We start from the raw sequence: 22121 nt of genomic DNA on the forward strand, positions 1-22121 counted from the left end.
TGATGCACTCCTGATGCACAGCAGCCCGGTCGTGGCAGCAGGTCAGGCGATCAGGTATCTCGCTCGACGATGTAACGCGCCAGCGCGCGAAGCAGATCCGCCTCGCGCCCATGGCTCGCCAGATGGCCGATCGCCTGATCGACCAGGAAGAACGCCTGTTCGCGCGCCCGCTCTAGCCCGAGCAACGACAGGAAGGTTTCCTTGCCCGCCGCCGCATCCTTGTTGAGCGCCTTTCCGGCCAGCGCCTCGTCGCCTTCGACATCCATGATGTCATCTGCGATCTGGAAGGCAAGGCCGATATCGCGGGCATAGCCGCGCAAGGCGGTGCGCCCCTCGACCGGAACGTTGGCGAGGATCGCGCCCATTTCGACCGAGGCCGCGATCAGCGCGCCGGTCTTCAGCCGCTGCAGCTTGGTCACCGTCGGCAGGTCGAACTTCGCGTTTTCCGCCTCAAGATCCATCATCTGGCCGCCGGCCATGCCGTTGGGGCCGCTCGCTTCGGCCAGCGTGACGATCAGGTCGGCGCGGATGAACGGATCGGGGTGAGACTGGCTGCCGGCGAGGATCTCGAACGCCAGCGCGTGCAGCGAATCGCCGGCTAGCACTGCGACCGCATCGTTGAACGCCTTGTGCACGGTGGGTTTGCCGCGCCGCATGTCGTCGTCATCCATGCAGGGCAGATCGTCATGGATCAGCGAATAGACATGGATCGCCTCGACCGCGCAAGCGACCCTGACGGCCAGCGCACGATCGACATTGAACATAGCTGCAGTGGCGGTCAGCAGCAGCGGGCGCACCCGCTTACCGCCGCCGATCGCGGCGTGGCGCATCGCCTGGTACAAAACCGCGCGCGGATCATCGGGCACGGTCAGCAGCGCATCGAAGCACGCGTCGACATCGTCGGAGATCTGGCGAAATGCATCGGCTAGCGCGCTGTCGCTGGTGGCGGTCGTCATCGTCGTCAATCCCCTGCCCCGGTCGTATCGCCGGCTTGACCCTCTGGTATGATGATGCCGATATCAGTCTGCATCGAACGGAACGGTACCCGCAGCCTGTCCATCGGCCCCGACCCGGATCTTTTCGATCCGTGCCTGCGCCACATCAAGCCGCTTCTGGCAGTGCCCGCGCAGCAGGTCACCGCGCTCGTACAGGCTGATCGATGCATCGAGCGGGACATCACCCGATTCGAGCTGACGCACGATCACCTCTAGCTCCTTGAGGGCGTCTTCGAACGACAGATCGGCGGAAATGGCTGCAGTTTCACTCATCGGTACAGCTTTGACCGCTGGCCCGCGCCCGGTCAAGGCGGTTGCTGTGCAGGTCACTGCGCCACCCCCAAACTGCCGTGTGACATCAGGAGCATTCTCCCCCTTCCCCATGCGCCCACCAGCGCGTAAAGCGCGGGGCCATGAGCGACACCCAGACAGCACCCGTGGCAACCATCACCCCGCAGATCGTGGCCGAGCATGGCCTCAAGCCCGACGAATACGAGCGCATCCTCGCCGCACTGGGCCGCGAGCCCAATCTGGTGGAACTCGGCATCTTCTCGGTGATGTGGTCCGAGCATTGCAGCTACAAAAGCTCGCGCATCCACCTCAAGACGCTGCCCACCACCGGGCCGCAGGTGATCTGCGGCCCTGGCGAGAATGCGGGCGTGGTCGATATCGGCCCAGGCGCCGACGGCAAGCCGCTGGCTGCCATCTTCAAGATGGAGAGCCACAATCATCCCAGCTATATCGAGCCCTATCAGGGCGCGGCGACCGGGGTCGGCGGCATTTTGCGCGATGTGTTCACCATGGGCGCCCGGCCCGTGGCGCTGATGAACGCGCTGCGCTTCGGGCGGCCCGATCACCCCAAGATGAAGCATCTGGTGCAGGGCGTGGTCGCAGGGATCGGCGGATACGGCAACTGCGTCGGTGTGCCCACCGTGGGCGGCGAGACCAATTTCGACCCGGCCTATGACGGCAACATCCTGGTCAACGCGATGGCGGTCGGCATCGCCGAGCAGGACAAGATTTTCTACAGCGCGGCCTCGGGCGCGGGCAATTCGATCGTCTATGTCGGCTCCAAAACCGGCCGCGACGGCATCCACGGCGCGACGATGGCATCGGCCGAATTTGGCGAGGACAGCGAGGAAAAGCGCCCCACCGTGCAGGTCGGCGACCCGTTCACCGAAAAGCTGCTGATCGAGGCGTGCCTCGAGCTGATGGCATCCGACGCGATCGTCGCGATCCAGGACATGGGCGCTGCGGGCCTCACCTCATCGAGCGTCGAGATGGCGAGCAAGGGCGGGGTCGGTATCGAACTGAACCTCGACAACGTTCCCCAGCGTGAAACCAACATGACCGCGTACGAGATGATGCTGTCGGAATCGCAGGAGCGCATGCTGATGGTGCTCAAGCCCGGCCGCGAGGATTTTGCCGAAGCCATTTTCCGCAAATGGGAGCTCGATTTCGCGGTGATCGGCCATGTCACCGAGTCCGGGCACATGGTGCTCAAGCACAAGGGCGAGACGGTGTGCGACATCCCGCTCGGCCCGCTCGCCGACGATGCGCCAGCGTACAACCGACCCTATGTCACCACCCCGCTGCCCGCACCGCTGACCGATGTTCCCGAAAGCGCCGATCTGGCAGCAGACCTCACTGCGCTGATGGCATCGCCCGCACTGGCGAGCCGCAGCTGGATCTGGCAGCAATACGACCATATGGTGATGGCCGATACGGTGCAGATCCCCGGCGGAGACGCCGGCGTCGTTCGCATCCACGGCACCAACCGGGGACTTGCGATCACCACCGATTGCACCCCGCGTTATTGCTTTGCCGATCCGTTCGAGGGCGGCAAGCAGGCGATCGCCGAATGCTATCGCAACCTGATCAGCGTCGGCGCGCGGCCATTGGCGACCACCGACTGCATGAACTTCGGCAACCCCGAGCGGCCCGAGATCATGGGCCAGTTCGTCGGCTGCATCGAGGGCATGGGCGAAGCGTGCAAGGCGCTCGATATGCCGATCGTCAGTGGCAATGTCAGCCTTTACAATGAAACCACCGGCCCGGACGGCATCGCCCGCGCCATCCTGCCGACCCCTGCGATCGGTGCCATCGGACTGATCGAAGACCTCTCGACCATGACGACGCTGGCGTTCAAGTCGGCGGGCGAGGCGATCATCCTCATCGGTGGCAGTGGTTCCGACGAACTCGGCCAATCGCTGTGGCTCGATGTGATGCACGGTCGCCGCGAGGGCGCGCCGCCGCAGGTCGATCTTGATGCCGAACTGGCTGCAGGCGGCGTCATCGCCGGGCTGATTGCCAATGGTTCGGTCAGCGCGGTGCACGATTGCGCCGATGGCGGACTTGCCGTTGCGGTCGCCGAAATGGCGCTGGCATCGAACATCGGCGCTGCTCTGGATCATGTGCGTAATGCAGGTTTCTGGTTTGGTGAAGGTCAGGGGCGTTATGTCGTGACCGCAGCGAATGGCGATGCGGTGCTGGCGGCAGCGAAGGATGCGAACGTGAACGCGCGGATCATCGGCCAGACCGGCGGTGATGCGATTGTGTTTGGCAAGGGTGGGGCCGTCAGCCTTTCCGAATTACGCGAGCGCAATCTCGCATTTTTCCGCGACTGGATGGAAGGCTGATGTCGCGCATACGTCCCTCGACGCAGTTTATCCTGAGCGGCTGGCTTGCCAGCCGTTCATAGGGCTCGCGACAAACGGACCTGGGTGCCAGATACGTTAAATTCCCTAGAAGTACCCTAGTGCCAACCTTTCTGCGTTCCCGAGCGAAGTCGAGGGACGTGCGCTCCCCACCCCACCGCTACAGAGTATCGTCCCCATGCTTGCCAGACTGTTGCTGATTGCTCTTCTCGCCCTCCCCGCGCCCGCTTTGGCCTGGGGCGAATACGGGCATAAAACCATCGCGTCGATTGCCGAGACCAACATCTCGCCCAAAGCAAAAGCCCGGATGAACGCGCTGTTCGCCGCGGAAAAGCTGATCGCGACACCTGATTGCCCGCTGCGCAACATCGGCGATGCCAGCGTCTGGGCCGATTGCGTCCGCCGCGACGATGTGCGCTGGGGCTACACCGGGCCCTGGCATTACATCAACATGGACATCTGCAAGCCGTTCGACATCAAGTCCAACTGCGCCAACGGAAACTGCGTCGGTGCGCAGGTGACACGCAACGAAACGCTGCTCGCCGACAAATCCCTGCCAGCGCACATCCGGCTGGAAGCGCTGGCCTGGCTGGTGCACACCATGGGCGACATGCACCAGCCGATGCACGGCGGCGATCGCGGCGATCTGGGCGGCAACCGGGTCAGCGCGGCATACGGCATCGTCGAGGGCCGGATGAACCTGCACCGGTTGTGGGACACTCCGATCGCCGAGCGCGCGATCACACAAGGCGAGGCCATGGCACGGCGCTACAGCGCGGCAGAGCGCAGCCCGTATCTCACCGGATCGGTCGAGGACTGGGCGCTGGAAAGCTGGAGCATCGCGCGCGAAACCGCCTATCCCCTCGCCCAGGACGGGCCTGCCTGCGGCCCCGCGATCAAGCCCGGCGAACGCGCGCAGCATGATGATGCCGACATCGACACGATGATCCCCATCGTCCGCCAGCAAGTGCTGCGCGCCGGGCTTCGGCTGGCCGATGCGCTGGAACGCGCACTGGGCTGATAGCATGGTTTCACATAGGAAACCCAAGCGGCACTGGTCCGCAGGCGGTTCTTGCAATCGTTTGCATTGAAATGCATAGTCCGACATCGGCAACAGCGGTGGACAGGCAGGCAGGCCAACCTTAACACGGGCCCGCACAAGGTAGCCGCCGATAGGACAGGATAGGGAACACTGATGGCCAATGCGCAATCCCGGACGTTGCTGCTTTTCGGCGCGACGGGCGATCTGTCCAAGCGGATGCTGCTGCCCTCGCTGTTCGTGCTCCACGCCGACGGTCTGATTGCAGATGACGTCCAGATCATGGGGACTGCGCGCAGCGATCTCGACGACGGCGCGTACCGGACGATGGTCGGCGAAGCGCTGGCAGAGTTTCTGCCTGAACCGCGCAAGGACGATGCGCTGATCGCCAGCTTCCTCGAGCGGATAAGCTACCAGCCGCTCGATGCCTCGACGGTCGAAGGCTTTGACGCGCTGGCCGAGCGGCTGGGCGATATATCGGGCGGCATGTCGATCTTCCTGTCGACCGCGCCTTTTCTGTTCAAACCGACCATCCGAGGGCTCAAGTCGGCGGGGCTTGCAGGCGAGATGGTGCGCATCGGCCTTGAAAAGCCGCTGGGCAACGATCTGGCCTCGTCTCAGGCGATCAACGACGCTGTCGCCGAGGCCTTCCCCGAGAGCCGCACCTTCCGCATCGACCATTATCTGGGCAAGGAAACCGTGCAGAACCTGATGGCGCTGCGCTTTGCCAACATGATGTTCGAGCCGTTGTGGAACGCCAACGGCATCGAGCACATCCAGATCACGGTGTCCGAAACCGTGGGGCTGGAAGGCCGTCACGGCTTCTACGACAGCACCGGCGCACTGCGCGACATGGTGCAAAACCATATGCTGCAACTGCTCGCTCTGATCGCGATGGAGCCCCCTGCCGAGTTCGACGCGACCTCGATCCGCGACGAGAAGGTCAAGGTGCTGCGCTCGCTGCGTCCGGTCACGCCGGCTGAGACGGTGCGCGGCCAGTATGGCGCAGGCGCGGTCAGCGGCAAGGCGGTCCATTCCTACGCCGATGATCTGGGCGAGGCATCGGGCACCGAGACTTTCGTCGCGATCAAGGCCCATGTCGACAACTGGCGCTGGCAGGGCGTGCCCTTCTATCTGCGCACCGGCAAGAGGCTGGCCGAACGGCGCAGCGAGATCGTGATCCAGTTCAAGCCGGTGCCGCACAACATCTTTGCCCAGCGCGGCGGCAAATTGTCAGCCAACCGACTGGTGATCCGCCTGCAGCCCGAGGAATATGTCCGGTTGCTGGTGATGGCCAAGGAGCCGGGCCTTGATCGCGGTGGCCTCACCCTGCGCGAGGTGCCGCTCGACCTGTCCTTGACCGCGGCGTTCTCCAAGACGCAACGCCGCATCGCCTATGAGCGTTTGTTGCTAGACCTGATTGATGGCGAGCCGACCCTGTTCGTGCGCCGCGACGAGGTGGAAGCGCAGTGGCGCTGGGTGGATGCCATCCGCAAAACCTGGGCGGACAATGCCATCGAACCCAAACCCTATGGTTCGGGCAGCTGGGGGCCGAGTGCGGCCATCGCGCTGACCGAACGCGACGGAGTAAGCTGGAATGACTGAGATTGAATGGTGGGAATATGACGATGCCGCCGAGATGGCGGGCGCGCTGGCTGGCGACATCGGCTTCATCATCGAAAGCGCGATTGATGCGCGCGGCAGCGCCGTGATCGCATTGGCTGGCGGCAGCACGCCGTTGGCGGCCTATGCCAAGCTCGCCGAAGCCAGGATCAACTGGAAGAAGGTCACGATCATCCCCACCGATGACCGTATCGTGCCGATGGGTGATGCGCTGTCGAATGTGACGATGCTGGCCAAGACCTTCCTGCCCAAGGGCGCGCGGGTGATCCCGATCATCAGCGAGGCAGCCAGCGACTACAAGGCGTGCGGCAATGCCGCCAACGCCAGGCTTTCGGATTTCCACTGGCCACTCGACCTGTGTCTGCTCGGTATGGGAGGCGACGGACACACCGCCTCGATCTTCCCAGGGCCCGATCTTGAAGACGCGCTTAACGCCCCCGCTGATCGTCGCGCGTTGGGCGTAATGCCCGATCCAATGCCGCAGGACGCACCCGTTGCACGGGTCACCCTGTCGCTGCCCTCGATCGCGTCTGCTCGTGCGTTGATCATCGCCATCACCGGAGAGGACAAGAAGACGGTGCTGGAAACCGCAATCGACCAAGCGGACACATCGGCATACCCGATCGGCAAGGTGCTGAGTGCGGTCGAACTGCCCGTCGATATCCACTGGGCACCCTGAACGCCGGCAAGACACAATTGGAAGCGATAGTCCCATGACGACCCTGCACCCCGAGCTCGAACGGATCACCCAGCGGATCATCGAAAGGTCGCGGCCCAAGCGTCAGGCGTATCTCGATTTCATCGCGCGCGAACGCGACAAGGGCGTGCACCGGCCGACCCTGTCGTGCGGCAACCTGGCGCACGGCTTTGCCGCTGCGGGCGATGACAAGCCCGTGATCCGTTCGGGTACCGCGATGAACATCGGCATCGTGACCGCGTACAACGATATGCTTTCGGCGCATCAGCCTTATGGCCGCTACCCTGAGCAGATCAAGATTTTCGCGCGCGAGGTCGGCGCGACCGCGCAGGTCGCGGGCGGCGTGCCAGCGATGTGCGACGGCGTTACCCAGGGTCAGCTCGGCATGGAGCTATCGCTGTTCAGCCGCGACACAATCGCGATGGGCAGCGCCATCGCGATGAGCCACGGGATGTTCGAAGGCGCTCTGCTGCTGGGCATCTGCGACAAGATCGTCCCCGGGCTGTTCATCGCCGCCGCGCGTTTTGGCCATGTGCCGACGATCCTCGTCCCCGCAGGGCCGATGCCGTCGGGCCTTGCCAACAAGGAAAAGCAGCGCGTCCGCCAACTGTATGCGGAAGGCAAGGTTGGCCGCGAGGAACTGCTCGAGGCGGAAGCCGCGAGCTACCACGGCGCGGGCACCTGCACTTTCTATGGCACCGCCAATTCCAACCAGATGATGATGGAGATGATGGGCCTTCATGTGCCCGCATCGGCCTTCGTCAACCCTGGCACGAAATTGCGCCAGGAGCTGACCCGAGCCGCGACCCACCGGGTGACGCAGATCGGCTGGAATGGTGATGATTACCGCCCGTTCGGCCATTGCGTCGATGAAAAGGCGATCGTCAACGCCTGCATCGGGCTGCTGGCGACCGGCGGATCGACCAACCACGCGATCCACCTGCCTGCGATGGCGCGCGCGGCGGGGATCCATATTGACTGGCAGGACCTAAGCGAGCTGTCTGCGATCACGCCGATGCTGGCGCGGGTCTATCCCAACGGATCGGGCGATGTGAACCATTTCCATGCGGCAGGCGGCATCGGCTTCATCATCCGCGAGCTGGCGAGCGCGGGCCTGCTGCACACCGATATCCTGACCGTCTCGGGCCAGTCGCTGCTCGATTATGCGGTCGAGCCCTCGCTCGACGATGGCGGGAACCTGCGGTTCGACCCGGCTCCCCAACAGACGCGCGACGACGGGATGTTGCGCCCGGTCGCACAGGCGTTCCAGCCCGATGGCGGCATCCGGCTGGTCGAAGGCAATCTGGGCCGCGGCGTCGTGAAAACGAGTGCGGTCGATCCGTCACGCTGGGTGATCGAAGCGACTGCGCGCGTGTTCGATGATCAGGACGCGGTGATCGCCGCGTTCAAGGCGGGCGAGCTCGACCACGATGTCGTGGTCGTGGTCCGCTTCCAGGGCCCGCGCGCCAATGGCATGCCCGAGCTGCACAAGCTCACCCCATCGCTGGGTGTGCTTCAGGATCGCGGGCACAAGGTCGCATTGGTCACCGATGGCCGGATGTCGGGCGCATCGGGCAAGGTGCCCGCCGCGATCCATCTGTGGCCCGAAGCCTGCGATGGCGGCCCGCTGGCGCGCATCCAGGATGGCGATATCGTCCGGCTCGATGCAGTCGCAGGCACGATCAGCGTCGTGGTGGACAGCACCGACTGGGAAGCCCGCCCGACTGCCAGCCAGCCTATGCAACCAATGGGCACCGGCCGCGAGATGTTCGCGATGATGCGCGCCGGAAGCGACAATGCCGAAGCGGGTGCGTCGGCGATGCTGGCGATGGCGGGGTTATGATGGCGGTGTCGCTCGTCCGTTCTCCGGCGAAAGCCGGAGCCCAGGGGCGAAATTCCACTGAAGCCGCCCTGGATTCCGGCTTTCGCCGGAAAACGGCTCTCTGAGGTAACGAAAATGCAGATCGTCACCGCCGATATCGGCGGCACCCATGCGCGCTTTGCGCTCGCGACCATCGAGGACGGTCGCGTCACCGACCTAGGCGAGCCGGTTACGCTGAAATGCGCCGAATTTGCCAGCCTGCAGACCGCATGGGAGGCGTTTGGGGCACAGATCGGGCAGCCGTTGCCCCGCGCCGCCGCGATCGCGCTGGCCACCCCGATCCGCGGCGACGTGCTCAAGATGACCAACAACCCGTGGGTCATCCGTCCGGCGCTGATCTGCGAGAAGCTGCACGTCGATCGCTACACGCTGGTCAATGATTTCGGCGCCGTCGCGCACGCGGTGCAGCATTGCGGTTCCGCCAGCTTCTCGCACCTGTGCGGACCTCCGGGCGACTTGCCGGACTCCGGCGTGATCACCGTGATCGGCCCCGGCACCGGGCTGGGCGTTGCCTATGTCGTGCGCGGTGCGGATGGCTATCGCGCGGTCGAGACCGAAGGTGGGCACATCGACTTTGCCCCGCTCGACAGCACCGAGGATGCCATCCTCGCCCGCCTGCGCCGTCAGCACCGCAGGGTATCGGTGGAGCGGGTGTGCTCGGGCCCCGGCCTTGCAGCCATCTACGAGACGCTGGCCAGCATCGAAGGCCGCGCGGTCGTCAGCATGGACGACAAAACGCTCTGGCAGCTGGCGCTCTCGGGCGAGGATAGCCTCGCCGCCGCAGCGTTCGACCGCTTCTGCCTCAGCCTGGGCGCGGCAGCGGGTGATTTTGCGCTGGCGCAGGGCGCAGGCGCGGTGGTAATCGCCGGCGGGCTTGGCCACCGGATCGCCGTGCGCCTGCCGCAATCGGGTTTCGAGGAGCGTTTTCTCGCCAAAGGTCGCTTTCAGCGGCTGATGGAAACGATCCCGGTCAAGCTGATCGACCATCCCCAGCCCGGCCTGTATGGCGCCGCGGCTGCCTTTGCCCAGGAGAATGCCGCATGACCGCTGCCCGCGATATCGAGACCATCATGCGCACTGCGCCGGTCATCCCGGTGATCGTGATCAACGATGTCGCCGATGCCATTCCGATGGCGCAGGCGCTGGTCGCAGGCGGATTGAAGGTGCTCGAAGTCACGTTGCGCACCCCCGCCGCGCTCGAAGCCATCGCGCTGATGAAGCAGGTCGAAGGCGCGATCGTCGGTGCTGGCACGGTGATCGACCCCAAGACGCTCGATGCCGCGCTGAAGGCCGGTTCCGAGTTCATCGTCTCGCCCGGCCTGACCCAGAACCTGGGCAAGGCGGCGATCGCAAGCGGCATCCCGTTCCTGCCCGGCACCGCCAATGCGGGCGACATCATGCTGGGGCTGGACATGGGCCTGACCCACTTCAAGTTCTTCCCGGCGATGGCGGCCGGCGGCATTCCCGCATTGAAGGCGCTCAGCGCTCCGTTCGGCCAGTGCAAATTCTGCCCCACCGGCGGCGTGACGCTGGAGACCGCGGGCAACTGGCTGGCGCTCGATCCGGTGCTGTGCGTCGGCGGCAGTTGGATGATCCCGTCAGGCCCGCTTGACGCGGCCGCGATCCAGCGCAATGCGTCAGCCGCGCATTCGCTCGGCTAAACCAGGATCTCCGGGGCCTTGCCATGGCCCAGGAAATCCGAAGGACTGGCTGTCGCGCCATAGGCCCCGGCGCAGAACACCGCGACCAGATCGCCGACATCGGCGGCGGGCAGCATCGCCTTGTCCGCCAGCCGGTCGAGCGGGGTGCACAGGCAGCCGACGACGTTGGCTTCCTGCTTCGGCGCATCATCGAAGCGGCTCGCGATCGCCACCGGATAATTGCGGCGGACAACGGTGCCGAAGTTGCCGCTGGCGGCGAGCTGGTGATGCAACCCCCCATCGGTGATCAGATAAAGTTCGCCGTGGCTGGTCTTTTTGTCGACGATCCGGGTCAGGTACACGCCCGCCTCGCCCACCAGCCAGCGCCCGAGTTCCATCGCGAAATGCGTATCGGCCAACACTGGAGGCAGGCTGGCAAAGCGTTCGGCCAGCGCCGCGCCGACCCGCGCGATATCGACCGGTACGTCGCCGGGAAAATAGGGAATGCCCATTCCGCCGCCGAGGTTGAGATGCTCAGGGCTATGCCCCACCGCCTCGGCGAGCTGGGCTGCCAGGTCGAGCGTCTTGCCCTGGGTTTCGATGATCGAATCGGCATCGAGCGCCTGCGATCCGGCGAAAATGTGGAAACCGCGCCAGTGTGCGCCTGCGCTGATGATGTGCCGCACCAGATCGGGCACGCGTTCCTGATCGATCCCGAACGGCTTGGCGCCGCCGCCCATACGCATGCCTGAACCGCGCAGATCGAAATCCGGGTTCACCCGCACCGCCAGCCGTGGCTGCACGCCGATCCGGTCGCCGATGCCGAATGCGCGATCGGCTTCGCCCTCGGATTCGAGGTTGAGCGTCACGCCTGCCACGATCGCGGCTTCCAGATCGCGGTCGCGCTTGCCGGGGCCGGCGAAGCTGACGTGCGCCGGGTCCATTCCTGCAGCCTGCGCCAGCACCAGTTCACCGGCCGAGGCGATGTCGATGCCATCGACGAGCGAGGCCATCAGCGCCAGCACCGGCGCGAAGGGATTGGCCTTCATCGCATAATGAATCGCCAGGCTCGAGGGCATCGCGGCGCGCAAGGATGCGACGCGGGCGCGCAGCATCTCGGAGGAATAGACAAAGCACGGAGTGTCGCCTGCGCGCATCACCAGATCGCTTGCCGCAATACCCTGCACCGCAAGTTCGCCGTTGACGCTCGAAAAACCGGCGGGGATGGGACCCAGTGGTTTCATGCAAACCGCTCCTCGATCTCGGCGACAAGCTGCGCCCGGTCGATCTTGCCATTGGGGTTCTTGGGGAATGTGCGGCGCGGCTCGATGATCTTGGGGAGCATGAACGCGGGCAGTTCCTTTTTCAGCGCAATCAGCAGGTCATCGATCTGCGTTTCGGGGCGCGGAACTGCGGCGGGCCGCACCAGCAGCAGGATCGCCTGACCCAGTTGCGCATCGGGGATGCCCAAAGCCACGGCTTCTGCCACCAGACCGGTCGATGTCGCCGCGTCCTCGATTTCGGCCGGGCTGATGCGGTTGCCCGATGACTTGATCATCGCGTCGCGGCGCCCAACGAAGTAGAGCAGGCCTTCAGCATCACGCCGGACCCGGTCGCCCGACCACACCGCGATGCCGCCATAGGTCGAAAACGCCGGTGCGCGTTTGAACCGCTCACGGGTGCGGGTCTCGTCCTGCCAATAGCCCCGTGCGACCAGCGGCCCGGCGTGGACAAGCTCGCCCTCCTCGCCATCGGCCGCGTCCTGGCCTGCATCGCCCACCACCAGAATCTCGGCAAACGGGATCGCCTTGCCGATCGAGGTCGGATTGTCGTCGATCAGGTCGGGATCGAGATAGGTTGAGCGGAAGGCCTCGGTCAGGCCGTACATCGCGACGATATCGCTCGACGGGAAAATGCCGCGCAGGCTCTTGACCAGAGCCGGGCTCAACGCACCGCCGCTGTTGGTCAGGCGGCGCATGTTGGCGACGGCCTCTTCGGGCCATGCAAACTCGATCAACTGCGTCCACAGCGGCGGAACCGCAGCCAGCGTGGTGATGCCGTGCCTGGCGCACGATTTGATCACGTCGCGCGCCATCAGATAATCGAGAGGCACCGCAGCGCCGCCCGCCGCCCAGGTCGAAAGCAACTGATTCTGGCCGTAATCGAAGCTCAATGGCAGCACGCACAAGGTACGGTCGGAGAATTTGAGGTTCAGATAATGCGCCACGCTGAGCGCTCCCAGCCACATGTTGGCATGGCTGAGCATCACCCCCTTGGGCTTGCCGGTGGAGCCCGAGGTATAGAGGATCGCAGCGAGGTCGGCAGGGTCGCGGTGCGAGGGATGCGCGCTCAGTTCGCCCGCCTTCCAGCGCTCCATCGCGTCTTCGTCCTCGAGCACCAGGCAGTCTTGCGGAACGTCGCCGGGCAGCAGCGAATTCATCCGCGTGCGGTTGGTGATCAGCATCCGCGCGCCGCTATCGCCCAGAATGTGCGCCACCTGCGCACGCTTGAGCACAGGATTGACCGGCACGTGGACGACGCCCGCTCTTGCAGCCGCCAGCGGCATCAGGCAGGTGGTCTCGTTCTTGGGCAGCCAGGTCGCGATCCGGTCGCCATGCGCCAGCCGGAACGCGGTTAACCAATGCGCAAGCAAACCGATACGCAAATTTAGGATGTCGTAGTTAAGTGTCTCTTCGCGCAGCACGAGCGCATCGGCCCGGCCGACGCCGCGCAGCACGAGATGATCAAGCGGTTGTGGAGTGGGATCGAGAGAAATCACGAACGGCCTGGTTGCAAAGAAAGACGCTGTATCATGGGGTTCATGACCTTGAATGATGAATATCATGATAACCCGAAGCCCGGCGTGGCGCACCGGCTTTCTGATGGCGGCGATACCCGAAATGGCGGCCATCGCACAGGGCTGTTCGACCGAGCGTTGTGGTTCGACGGGCTGCACCGGCATTGCCTGACAGCGCAGGCGCCGCACATCGCTTATGCCGCCGATGGGGGCGATGCGGTCAAGCTCTATCTGGTGGACAATGGCCGCGCCGGCATGCTTGCCATGGCCAACTGGTACAGCTTCATCTGGCGTCCGGTGTTCGGCGGCAACCCCGATGCGATCGCCAAGCGCGCGCTGCTGGAGACCGCCGCGCGCAAGCTCGCCAAGGACACCCACCGCGTGATCGTATCGCCGGTGCCCGACGAGGACGGCTCTGCCAGCCTGATCGCAGAGACCTTTGCCGCCAAAGGCTGGCTGGTCACCCGCACACCCTGCGACGAGAACCATGTGCTGCATGTTGGTGGGCGCAGCTTTGCCCAATATTGGGCCAGCCGCCCCGGCCAACTGCGCTCCACCGTGAAGCGCAAAGGTGCCAAGGGCGTGGTCGATCTGCGGATCGAAACGACGTTCAACGCTGCCAGCTGGGCCGATTACGAGGCGATCTATGCGCGCAGCTGGAAGCCCGAAGAGGGCAACCCCGATTTCCTGCGCTGGCTGGCGCAGCGCGAGGCCGAAGCCGGGCGGTTGCGCATGGGGATCGCGAGCATCGAAGGGCAAGCGGTCGCGGCGCAATTCTGGACGGTGGAAAACGCCACCGCGTATATTCACAAGCTGGCGCATGACGAGCGCCACCTTCAGGCCTCGCCCGGCACGCTGCTCACCCATGCGCTGTTTGCCCATGCCATCGACACCGATCATGTCGATCTGGTCGATTTCGGCACCGGCAGCGACCCCTACAAGCGCGACTGGATGGAAGATGTCCGCCCGCGCTATCGGCTTGAACTGCTTTGGCCCAAGGCGCCCTTGGCCTGGCCCTATATGGCGCGGCATCGCATGGCAGGACTTGCCGCCCGTTTTGGGAAGGACTAAGGCCGCACACCAGCGGCTGGGGGAGCCGTGGGTTGCACGGCCAGCGAGGGACATGTGAGCGAAATCCAGACCAACGGCCAAAACGATGCCGTAGAGCGCGTGGTACGCAATGTGCTGCGCGACATACTGGGCCTGACAGACGATCAGGTCACCGGGTTCGATCGCGACACGGAGCTGTTCGGATCGCTGCCCGAACTGGATTCGATGGCGGTCGCAGGGCTGCTCACCGAGATGGAAGACCGGCTCGATATCCTGATCGAGGATGACGAGGTCGATGGCGAGCTGTTCGAGAATTTCGGCAATCTGGTCGATTTTGCACGGGCCAAGATCGCCGCGTGATCATCACCTATCAGTTCGACGGCAACGACGAACTGTGCCTGCGCTTCGGGCCGGATGACACGCTCAGGCTACTGATCCTGCCGCCGTTGTTCGATGAGGCCAACCGCGTGCGCCATCTGGTGGTGGAGTGCGCGCGGGCGCTGGCGGAACTCGGCGTGTCCAGCCTGCTGCCCGATCTGCCCGGCTGCAACGAAAGCGTGCGTTCGCTCGATACCGCCAGCCTCAGCCTGTGGCAGGCGGCGCTGATCACATGTTCCGACCAGCTTGGCCCCGTTACCCATGTCGCGTCGATGCGCGGCGGCGCGCTGCTCGACGGTGCGCTGGGCGATCGCCAACGCTGGCGGTTGGCCCCGGTCAAGGGCGGCCAATTGCTACGAACGATGCTGCGCACCCGCATCGCCAGCGACCGTGAAGCAGGTATCACCAGCACCAGCGAGGCGCTGATGGAAACCGCGCGCGCGCAAGGCATAGAACTGGCGGGCAACAGCCTGTCGCCCTGCATGATCCGCGAGCTCGACAGCGCGGTGCCATCGGACGGAAGCGCGATCCGGCTGGTGCGCTTTGCCGATGATCCGCTTGACGCCGATGGCCGCCTAAAAGGCGCGCCCTTGTGGCTGCGCGCCGAACCCGCGCATAATCCCGCGATGGCGACCGCGATGGCGCAGGATATCGCCGCCTGGATGCGCGGATGAGGCGGCATTTCACCTTCGCTTGCGCAGGCGAGATACTTGCCGCGACACTGGACGAAGCCGACGGCTCCACCGGGCTGCTGATCGTCAGCGGCGGCAACGAAATCCGCTCGGGCGCGCATGCCGGGATGGCGGCGCTGGCAGCGGCGGTCGCAGTCGCAGGCCATCCTGTGATGCGTTATGACCGGCGCGGCATCGGCGACAGCACCGGCGAGAACGCCGGTTTTGATTCCAGCGCCGACGACATTTCTGCTGCCGTGCTAGCAATGCGGGCGGAAGTGCCGACGCTCACCCGGCTGGTCGCGTTCGGCAATTGCGATGCGGCGAGTTCGCTGGCGCTCTATGGCCCGGCGGCAGGGATCGACGCGCTGGTGCTCGCCAATATGTGGACGCTGGAGAGCGAGAGCGACGAAGCCGACGAGGACGAAGCGGCCGCCACGATGACCGCGGGCGCAATCCGCAGCCGCTATCTCGCCAAGCTCAAAGACCCGCGCGAACTGTCGCGGCTGGCGAGCGGCGGGGTCAATATCGGCAAGTTGGTGCGCGGCCTGAAGCAGGCGACCGCGAAGACCGAGGTCACCGGGCTGGCGGCGCGACTGGGCCAGGCGCTGGCGGGCATGCCGCTGCCGACCAAACTGCTCGTCGCCGAGCACGACCGCACCGCGATGTGGTTCCTCGAACACTGGGACAGCGAACCCTTCACCCCCGCCCGCGCCAACCCCAACCTCACGATGGCCCGCCTCGCCAGCGGCTCGCACAGCTTTGCGAGCTCTGACGACAAGGCTTGGTTGCGGGAGCGGATTTTGGAGGCGCTCAAATAGCATCCGTTCTCCGGCGAAAGCCGGAGCCCAGGAGTCAGGTTGCGCTCTGGCCGCCCTGGATTCCGGCGTTCGCCGGAAAACAGCAGAATGAACGGGGCAAAGCAGTGTCCACCCCCGCTCAGCCCGAGCCTGTCGAAGGCCTCGCGCCAGCCGACCCGCATACCAATTCGTCACCCTGAACTCGTTTCAGGGCCCATTTCTCACCACGCGCCTTCCGCTGTTGGGGCATGATGGGTCCTGAAACAAGTTCAGGATGACGGATATCAAACGTTGCTGGAAAACTGCTGCATTTCAACAAACGACCCCATTTCAGTCATCCGGGATCAGTGGTAGCAACAAGCATGCTTCGTCAATTTGTCGCCACATTTGCAAGTTTCGGAGTTGTTGTCGCCGCGTCTAGCGCGACCGCCCAAACGGCTGACGATGCGCCTCGTGACGAGTTCATCCTAAACGCCTGGTCGAACCCAGCCGACTGCAATCTTACCGTTGCGAAGCGCGTGTCGTTTTCGGTTTTGGCCACCGATGCTGAAGGTATGTTGGGTGAGTGCGTGGCAGTAGAAGGGCATTGGTCAGGCCGGGCACTCTTCGGTTCAATCAGGGAAGCTAGGACCCGGCTGTCAAACACAACTACCCGACTTAGAGGAAAGCGGATCGGAATTTACGCGCAATGGGAAAGCATCGGCGAACCACCTGATCGGCCCACTCGTACGATGTTAGTAGGACGTGTAGGGCAATGCGAAACGCAATGGCCCGGCGCAATGATGGTAATGGGTTACTGTCACTACACTGGGGGGCCTATCCTTCTAGTGGCTGAGGCATTCCCAAGCTGAGGCCGCCATTCGCCTTCCCACCCAATTCCAGTCATCTGACAGGCCCCCATCACTCCGCCGCAATCGCCTCGAAGTCGGCTTCCGCCAGGAATCGCTCGACATCCAGCGCCGCCATGCAGCCGGTGCCGGCCGCGGTCACCGCCTGGCGGTAGACCTTGTCCATTACGTCGCCGCACGCGAACACGCCGGGGACGGATGTGAACGGCGTGCCCGGGGTCACTTCGATATAGCCGTCGCGGTCGAGCGGCAGATGGCCCTTGAACAGTTCGGTCGCAGGCGCGTGGCCGATCGCGACGAAGCCGCCGTCGACCGCGAGGTGCGAGGTCTCGCCGGTCACGGTGTCCTTCAGATCGATGCCGACCAACCCGTGCGGCTGGCCGCCGCCGACGAAGCGTTCGACGCCCTTGTTCCACAGCACGCTGATCTTGGGGTTGGCGAACAGCCGTTCCTGCAGGATCTTTTCCGCGCGCAGCGAATCGCGGCGGTGGATCAGCGTCACATTGTCCGAATGGTTGGTGAGGTACAGCGCCTCTTCGACCGCGGTGTTGCCGCCGCCGATCACCGCGACTTTCTTGCCGCGATAGAAGAAGCCGTCGCAAGTGGCGCACGCGGACACCCCCTTGCCGCCAAGTTCCTGCTCGCCCGGAACGCCCAGCCACTTCGCCTGCGCACCGGTGGCAATCACCAATGTCTCCGCCTCATACACCGTGCCGCCATCGCCGGTCAGCCGGAACGGGCGGCGCGACAGATCGACCGAGACGATGGTGTCGTAGATCATCTGCGTGCCGACATGCTCGGCCTGCGCCTGCATTTCCTGCATCAGCCAGGGGCCCTGCACGACGTCGCGGAAGCCGGGATAGTTCTCGACATCGGTGGTAATCGTCAGCTGCCCGCCGGGCTGCAGCCCCTGAACCACGATCGGCTTGAGGCCAGCGCGCGCGCCATAGATCGCGGCAGACAGGCCTGCGGGGCCCGATCCCAGGATCAGCATGCGGGTCTGGACGGTGGTGGTCATGGCATTGGCTTTCTGATGAATCACGAGTGCGGGATGTGGAACGCTGCGACACCGCCCGCAAGGGGCGCGGGGCCGGCATGCGGCACAAGATTAAGTTGGCGGCAGGCTAAAGCAATTTGTCGCGGGGAATCCAAGGAAGATTATTCGGCCCCGGCGCAATTGTGATGCACCCCGTTCAATTTGCTTGCCAAGGCCCAGACGCGTGGCCACCTAAAGCCGATGTTTCCCCGCATTCAGACCATTGCCACCGCAGTGCCGCCCATCGCCATCACCCAGCATCAAGTGCGTGATTTTGTCGCTAGCGCGCTGCCTGCTGGTCTGCCGCCGCGGATCGCTGCGATTTACGATACCACCGGGGTCAACCGCCGGGCGATTGTTCAGGAACCGCAGGCCTATCTGGGAACACCTGATTTCGGGGAGCGCAATGCGCTGTACCTCGCCGCCGGACAGCAACTGCTCGAGGATGTAGCGAGCGCCGCGCTGGCCAAGGTCGGCCTCGAACCAGCGCAGATCGATGCGATCGTCTGCGTCTCCTCCACCGGGATCGCGACGCCATCGATTGCCAGCCAGATGCTGAGCCCCATGGGGTTTCGCGCCGATGTGATGTGCGTTCCGTTGTTCGGCTATGGCTGCGCGGGCGGAGTGCTGGGGCTGCAGGTTGCGGGCGATCTGGTGCGTGCCGACCCTGAACGCCGTGTGCTGCTGCTGACGATGGAATTGTGCTCGCTCGCCTTCCGCTTTGGCGACCTCACCAAGAAGGCGATCATCGCCTCGACCCTGTTTGCCGATGGGGCCAGCGCGGTGGTGCTGACGGCGGAAGGTGATGGCCCCGCGTTGGGGCATTTCGCACAGCATACCTGGGGCGACAGCCGCGCGATGATGGGGTGGGATGTCGACACCCTGGGGCTGGGGCTGATCCTGTCGCGCGACCTGCCAGCTTTTGTGGCGAGCGAGTTCGCGCCGGTGGTCGATACGTTTCTCGACAAGGCCGGGCTCACCAAGGCCGATCTGACCGAGCCTGCCTGCCACCCCGGCGGGCGCAAGGTAATCGACGCGCTCGAAGCCTATTTCGATCATTTGCCGGACGGGCTCGCCGCGACCCGCGATGTGCTCGCCGATCATGGCAACATGTCCTCGCCCACCGTCCACTTCGTGCTCGAACGCATCCTGGCCAAGGACGAGAGCGGGCCGCTGCTGCTCACGGCCCTGGGTCCGGGCTTTACCGGCGCAATGGGAGTGCTCCACCGGTGATCCAGGCTGCCGAACTTGCGCCCTATGTCTGGACCCCCGGCTGGGCCGCTGCCTGGGTGGTGCTGGCGCTGCTGACGATCCAACGCCTGGGTGAACTGGTTTATGCCCAGCGCAACACAAAGGCACTGATGGCGCGGGGCGCGGTCGAACATGGCAGGTCGCATTACCCGCTGATGGTCGCGATCCACGCCAGCTTTCTCGCGGCGCTGTGGCTGAGCACCGCGCCCGATGCGCCGATGCTGTGGCCGCTGCTGCTGGTGTTCGCCGCCCTGCAGCTGGCGCGGCTCTGGGTGTTGGCGACGCTTGGGCCTTACTGGACGACGCGGATCATTTCGTCGCCCGACTTTCCCCGCATCTCGGGTGGCCCCTACCGGCTGGTCAGGCACCCCAATTACTGGGTGGTGACGCTCGAAATCCTCACCATTCCGCTGATCTTCGGCCATGTCTGGATTGCAGTCGTGTGGACGGCGCTCAACGCCGGCATCCTGTTCATCCGCATCCGGACCGAAAACATCGCGCTCAACCAGCGAGGCGCGCAGAAACCTGTCGCGTGATCGGGGGGTTGGGCATAGGATCGGCGCGATCAACGGTCGTGCAGACAGGGAAACCATGCGCCATATCACCGGCCTGCTGGCCAGTACTGCCCTGTTGCTCAGCGCGTGCGGCGGCGGCGGCAACGGCGGTTCGCCAACGCCAGGGGTAACCCAAGCCGGCTCCGCGCCTACGCCCACCCCCAGCCCGACCTGCTCGCTGGAAAACCGCCAGGCGTTCGCGCGCGATGTGCTCGATGAATGGTACCTGTTCCCCGAACTGCTGGTGACCAGCGCCAGCCCCGCCAGCTTCGCCAGCGTGCAGGGCTATATCGATGCGCTCACCGCGACCGCGCGGGCGCAGGGCAAGGACCGCTTCTTTACCCTCATCACCTCGATCGCTGAGGAAAACGCCTTTAACACCACCGGCGCAAGCGCGGGGATCGGTATCCGCCTGGCCATCGACACCCCTGCCCGCCGCGTGCTGATCAGTGAGAGCTTCGAGGGTGCGCCGGGGCTTGCCACCGGGATCGACCGGGGCGACGAGATCCTCGCCATCGGCACGAGCAGCGCGAACCTGCGCAGCGTCAGCGACATCATCGCGACGGAAGGCTCTGCCGGGATCAGCAACGCGCTGGGCCCCAGCACCGCGGGCACCACCCGGCTGCTGCGACTATCGCGCGATGGCACACCGCGTGAGGTCAGCGTGACCAAGGCCGATTTCGACCTGCCCGCCATCTCCAGCCGCTATGGCACGCGGATCATCCAGGATGGCGGCCGTCAGATTGGCTATCTCAACCTGCGCACCTTCATCTCGGCGGCGGATACGCCGTTGCGCGATGCGTTCCGAAGCTTCCGCGCGGCGGGCGTCACCGAGTTCGTCATCGATTTCCGCTACAATGGCGGCGGGCTGGTTTCGACCGCAGAACTGCTGGGCGACCTGCTCGGCGGCAACCGCAGTACCGGCGATCTGTTTTCGGGCTTGCGCTTCCGGGCATCGAAATCCTCGAACGATGAATCGACATTCTTCAACCCGCGCGCCGAATCGGTGAGCCCGGTCAGGATCGCCTTTATCGGTACCAGCGCGACCGCCAGCGCCAGCGAGTTCGTGATCAACGGGCTCGCGCCGTATTACAATCGCAACCTCGCCCTGATCGGCGGCAACACCTTTGGCAAGCCGGTGGGACAGATCGCGCTGGACCGCAGCGCCTGTGATGACCGGGTGCGGGTGGTCGCCTTCCGCTCGGTGAACGCGCGTGGCCAGGGCGATTATTTCAATGGCCTTGCCAGCACGCTCAATGTCACATGCCAAGCGCCCGACGACCTAACCCGGCCCCTGGGCGATCCGCAGGAAGCCTCGATCCGCGGCGCGCTCGATTTCCTCGCCGGGCGAAGCTGCACCGCGATAGCCCTAAGTGGTTCTTCGGGGAGCGGTTCTTCGGGCACGGTTGCCGGGCAGTCGCAACGCGGCATGATCGCAGCCGACCGCGAACTTCTGGTGCCTGATGCGCCGACACCTGCGCAGCGCGAGGTGCCTGGGCTGTTTTGAGGGTTTGCCAGCCACCAACGTCCTGTTCCCCTGCGAAGGCAGGGGACCGGTAAAGGTTGCGGGAGTGGAGAGAACTTGCCCCCCACCCCCGTCATAAAACTGCCACCGAACCACAATCACTGGTGGCATCGCGCCGCGCGGTCGCCTAGATAGCGCGCGACGCGGGAATCGACCCGCTTGTGCCAACATCGATGGATCGCACCGCCCGATGACCAGTTCTTCGTACACAATCGCCCTCGCATCAGATCATGCGGCCACCGGCCTGAAGGCCGAACTGGCCGCATGGCTGACCGAGCAGGGCCACACCGTAACCGATCTGGGGCCAGACACCGCCGAAAGCGTCGATTACCCTGATTATGGCTTCAAGCTGGCCGATCACATTGCAGCAGGCGAAGCAGAGTTCGGCGTCGCCTTGTGCGGCTCCGGCATCGGCATCTCGATTGCGGTCAACCGCAACCCCGCATGCCGCTGCGCGCTGGTATCGGATCACCTCTCGGCCAGCCTGGCGCGCCAGCACAACAACGCCAACGTCATTGCGATGGGCGCGCGGCTGATCGGGATCGATACCGCCAAGGATTGCCTCGCGACCTTCCTCGCCACGCCCTTCGAAGGTGGCCGCCACGAACGGCGCGTCGCCAAACTGACGCCAGCCTGATATAGCCCTGCGCTAAGCCACCCGTTTACCGTCCCGCGATG

General features: G+C 64.7%; 20 protein-coding genes. 15 read left to right on the forward strand and 5 right to left on the reverse strand.

Annotation, left to right across the window (positions count from 1 at the left end; translation table 11 throughout):
* Positions 1–50: 50 nt before the first annotated feature.
* Both IEW00_RS00395 and IEW00_RS00400 read right to left on the reverse strand, forming a co-directional pair.
* Entirely contained in the window at positions 51–956 is a 906-nt protein-coding gene (locus IEW00_RS00395) for a polyprenyl synthetase family protein (RefSeq protein WP_188512393.1), read from the reverse strand.
* Positions 957–1019: 63 nt separating this feature from the next.
* On the reverse strand, positions 1020–1268 hold the full coding sequence (locus tag IEW00_RS00400; RefSeq protein WP_188512394.1) for an exodeoxyribonuclease VII small subunit: 249 nt from the start codon (positions 1266–1268) through the stop codon (positions 1020–1022).
* Between the two features lie 140 nt (positions 1269–1408).
* Here IEW00_RS00400 and purL point away from each other — a divergent pair, with 140 nt between their 5' ends.
* From purL to eda, 7 genes are all read left to right on the forward strand, one after another.
* Positions 1409–3634, forward strand: a complete 2226-nt coding sequence (purL, locus tag IEW00_RS00405) for a phosphoribosylformylglycinamidine synthase subunit PurL (protein WP_188512395.1) — start codon at positions 1409–1411, stop codon at positions 3632–3634.
* A 211-nt stretch (positions 3635–3845) separates the two neighbouring features.
* The gene (locus tag IEW00_RS00410; protein ID WP_229736726.1) at positions 3846–4673 is read left to right on the forward strand and encodes a S1/P1 nuclease; all 828 of its coding nucleotides are present in this window, start codon (positions 3846–3848) and stop codon (positions 4671–4673) included.
* Between the two features lie 174 nt (positions 4674–4847).
* Positions 4848–6296, forward strand: a complete 1449-nt coding sequence (gene zwf, locus IEW00_RS00415; protein ID WP_188512397.1) for a glucose-6-phosphate dehydrogenase — start codon at positions 4848–4850, stop codon at positions 6294–6296.
* Complete coding sequence (gene pgl, locus IEW00_RS00420) at positions 6289–6993, forward strand: 6-phosphogluconolactonase (RefSeq protein ID WP_188512398.1); 705 nt, start codon at positions 6289–6291, stop codon at positions 6991–6993. The genes zwf and pgl overlap by 8 nt, the downstream gene beginning before the upstream one ends.
* Before the next feature lie 34 nt (positions 6994–7027).
* On the forward strand, positions 7028–8854 hold the full coding sequence (gene edd, locus IEW00_RS00425) for a phosphogluconate dehydratase (RefSeq protein ID WP_188512399.1): 1827 nt from the start codon (positions 7028–7030) through the stop codon (positions 8852–8854).
* Positions 8855–8968: 114 nt separating this feature from the next.
* The gene (gene glk / locus IEW00_RS00430) at positions 8969–9937 is read left to right on the forward strand and encodes a glucokinase (protein WP_188512400.1); all 969 of its coding nucleotides are present in this window, start codon (positions 8969–8971) and stop codon (positions 9935–9937) included.
* Positions 9934–10554 carry a bifunctional 4-hydroxy-2-oxoglutarate aldolase/2-dehydro-3-deoxy-phosphogluconate aldolase gene (eda, locus tag IEW00_RS00435; RefSeq protein ID WP_188512401.1) on the forward strand — a complete coding sequence of 207 codons (621 nt, stop codon included), beginning with the start codon at positions 9934–9936 and terminating at the stop codon, positions 10552–10554. The genes glk and eda overlap by 4 nt, the downstream gene beginning before the upstream one ends.
* Here eda and IEW00_RS00440 read toward each other — a convergent pair.
* Together IEW00_RS00440 and IEW00_RS00445 are read right to left on the reverse strand one after the other, a co-directional pair.
* Positions 10551–11777: a pyridoxal-dependent decarboxylase, exosortase A system-associated gene (locus IEW00_RS00440; RefSeq protein ID WP_188512402.1), complete on the reverse strand. Its 1227-nt coding sequence runs from the start codon at positions 11775–11777 to the stop codon at positions 10551–10553. The genes eda and IEW00_RS00440 overlap by 4 nt on opposite strands.
* Positions 11774–13312 carry an acyl-CoA ligase (AMP-forming), exosortase A system-associated gene (locus IEW00_RS00445; protein WP_229736727.1) on the reverse strand — a complete coding sequence of 513 codons (1539 nt, stop codon included), beginning with the start codon at positions 13310–13312 and terminating at the stop codon, positions 11774–11776. Before IEW00_RS00445 ends, IEW00_RS00440 begins: the two co-directional genes overlap by 4 nt.
* A 42-nt stretch (positions 13313–13354) precedes the next feature.
* On the opposite strand from IEW00_RS00445, the gene IEW00_RS00450 reads away from it, so the two are divergent.
* From IEW00_RS00450 to IEW00_RS00465, 4 genes are read left to right on the forward strand one after another with little or no spacing between them, the layout of a single operon-like run.
* Positions 13355–14401, forward strand: coding sequence for a GNAT family N-acetyltransferase (locus IEW00_RS00450; protein ID WP_229736728.1), 1047 nt, complete (start codon positions 13355–13357; stop codon positions 14399–14401).
* Between the two features lie 54 nt (positions 14402–14455).
* Positions 14456–14740, forward strand: a complete 285-nt coding sequence (locus IEW00_RS00455; RefSeq protein ID WP_188512404.1) for an acyl carrier protein — start codon at positions 14456–14458, stop codon at positions 14738–14740.
* Positions 14737–15432, forward strand: a complete 696-nt coding sequence (locus IEW00_RS00460; RefSeq protein WP_188512405.1) for an alpha/beta hydrolase family protein — start codon at positions 14737–14739, stop codon at positions 15430–15432. Before IEW00_RS00455 ends, IEW00_RS00460 begins: the two co-directional genes overlap by 4 nt.
* Entirely contained in the window at positions 15429–16250 is an 822-nt protein-coding gene (locus IEW00_RS00465; RefSeq protein WP_188512406.1) for a hydrolase 1, exosortase A system-associated, read from the forward strand. Before IEW00_RS00460 ends, IEW00_RS00465 begins: the two co-directional genes overlap by 4 nt.
* Positions 16251–17129: 879 nt before the next feature.
* On the opposite strand, the gene trxB is transcribed toward IEW00_RS00465, so the two are convergent.
* A complete protein-coding gene (gene trxB, locus IEW00_RS00470; protein ID WP_188512407.1) occupies positions 17130–18095 on the reverse strand; it encodes a thioredoxin-disulfide reductase in 966 nt (321 codons plus the stop codon).
* 219 nt (positions 18096–18314) lie between these two features.
* Here trxB and IEW00_RS00475 point away from each other — a divergent pair, with 219 nt between their 5' ends.
* From IEW00_RS00475 to rpiB, 4 genes are all read left to right on the forward strand, one after another.
* A complete protein-coding gene (locus tag IEW00_RS00475; protein WP_188512408.1) occupies positions 18315–19346 on the forward strand; it encodes a type III polyketide synthase in 1032 nt (343 codons plus the stop codon).
* A complete protein-coding gene (locus tag IEW00_RS00480) occupies positions 19343–19900 on the forward strand; it encodes an isoprenylcysteine carboxyl methyltransferase family protein (RefSeq protein ID WP_188512409.1) in 558 nt (185 codons plus the stop codon). The genes IEW00_RS00475 and IEW00_RS00480 overlap by 4 nt, the downstream gene beginning before the upstream one ends.
* A 55-nt stretch (positions 19901–19955) precedes the next feature.
* Positions 19956–21425: a S41 family peptidase gene (locus IEW00_RS00485; RefSeq protein ID WP_188512410.1), complete on the forward strand. Its 1470-nt coding sequence runs from the start codon at positions 19956–19958 to the stop codon at positions 21423–21425.
* A gap of 208 nt (positions 21426–21633) precedes the next feature.
* Positions 21634–22080 carry a ribose 5-phosphate isomerase B gene (gene rpiB / locus IEW00_RS00490; RefSeq protein WP_188512411.1) on the forward strand — a complete coding sequence of 149 codons (447 nt, stop codon included), beginning with the start codon at positions 21634–21636 and terminating at the stop codon, positions 22078–22080.
* Positions 22081–22121: the final 41 nt, after the last annotated feature.

The organism is Blastomonas aquatica (genome assembly GCF_014639875.1).
Taxonomy (GTDB): Bacteria; Pseudomonadota; Alphaproteobacteria; order Sphingomonadales; family Sphingomonadaceae; genus Blastomonas; species Blastomonas aquatica.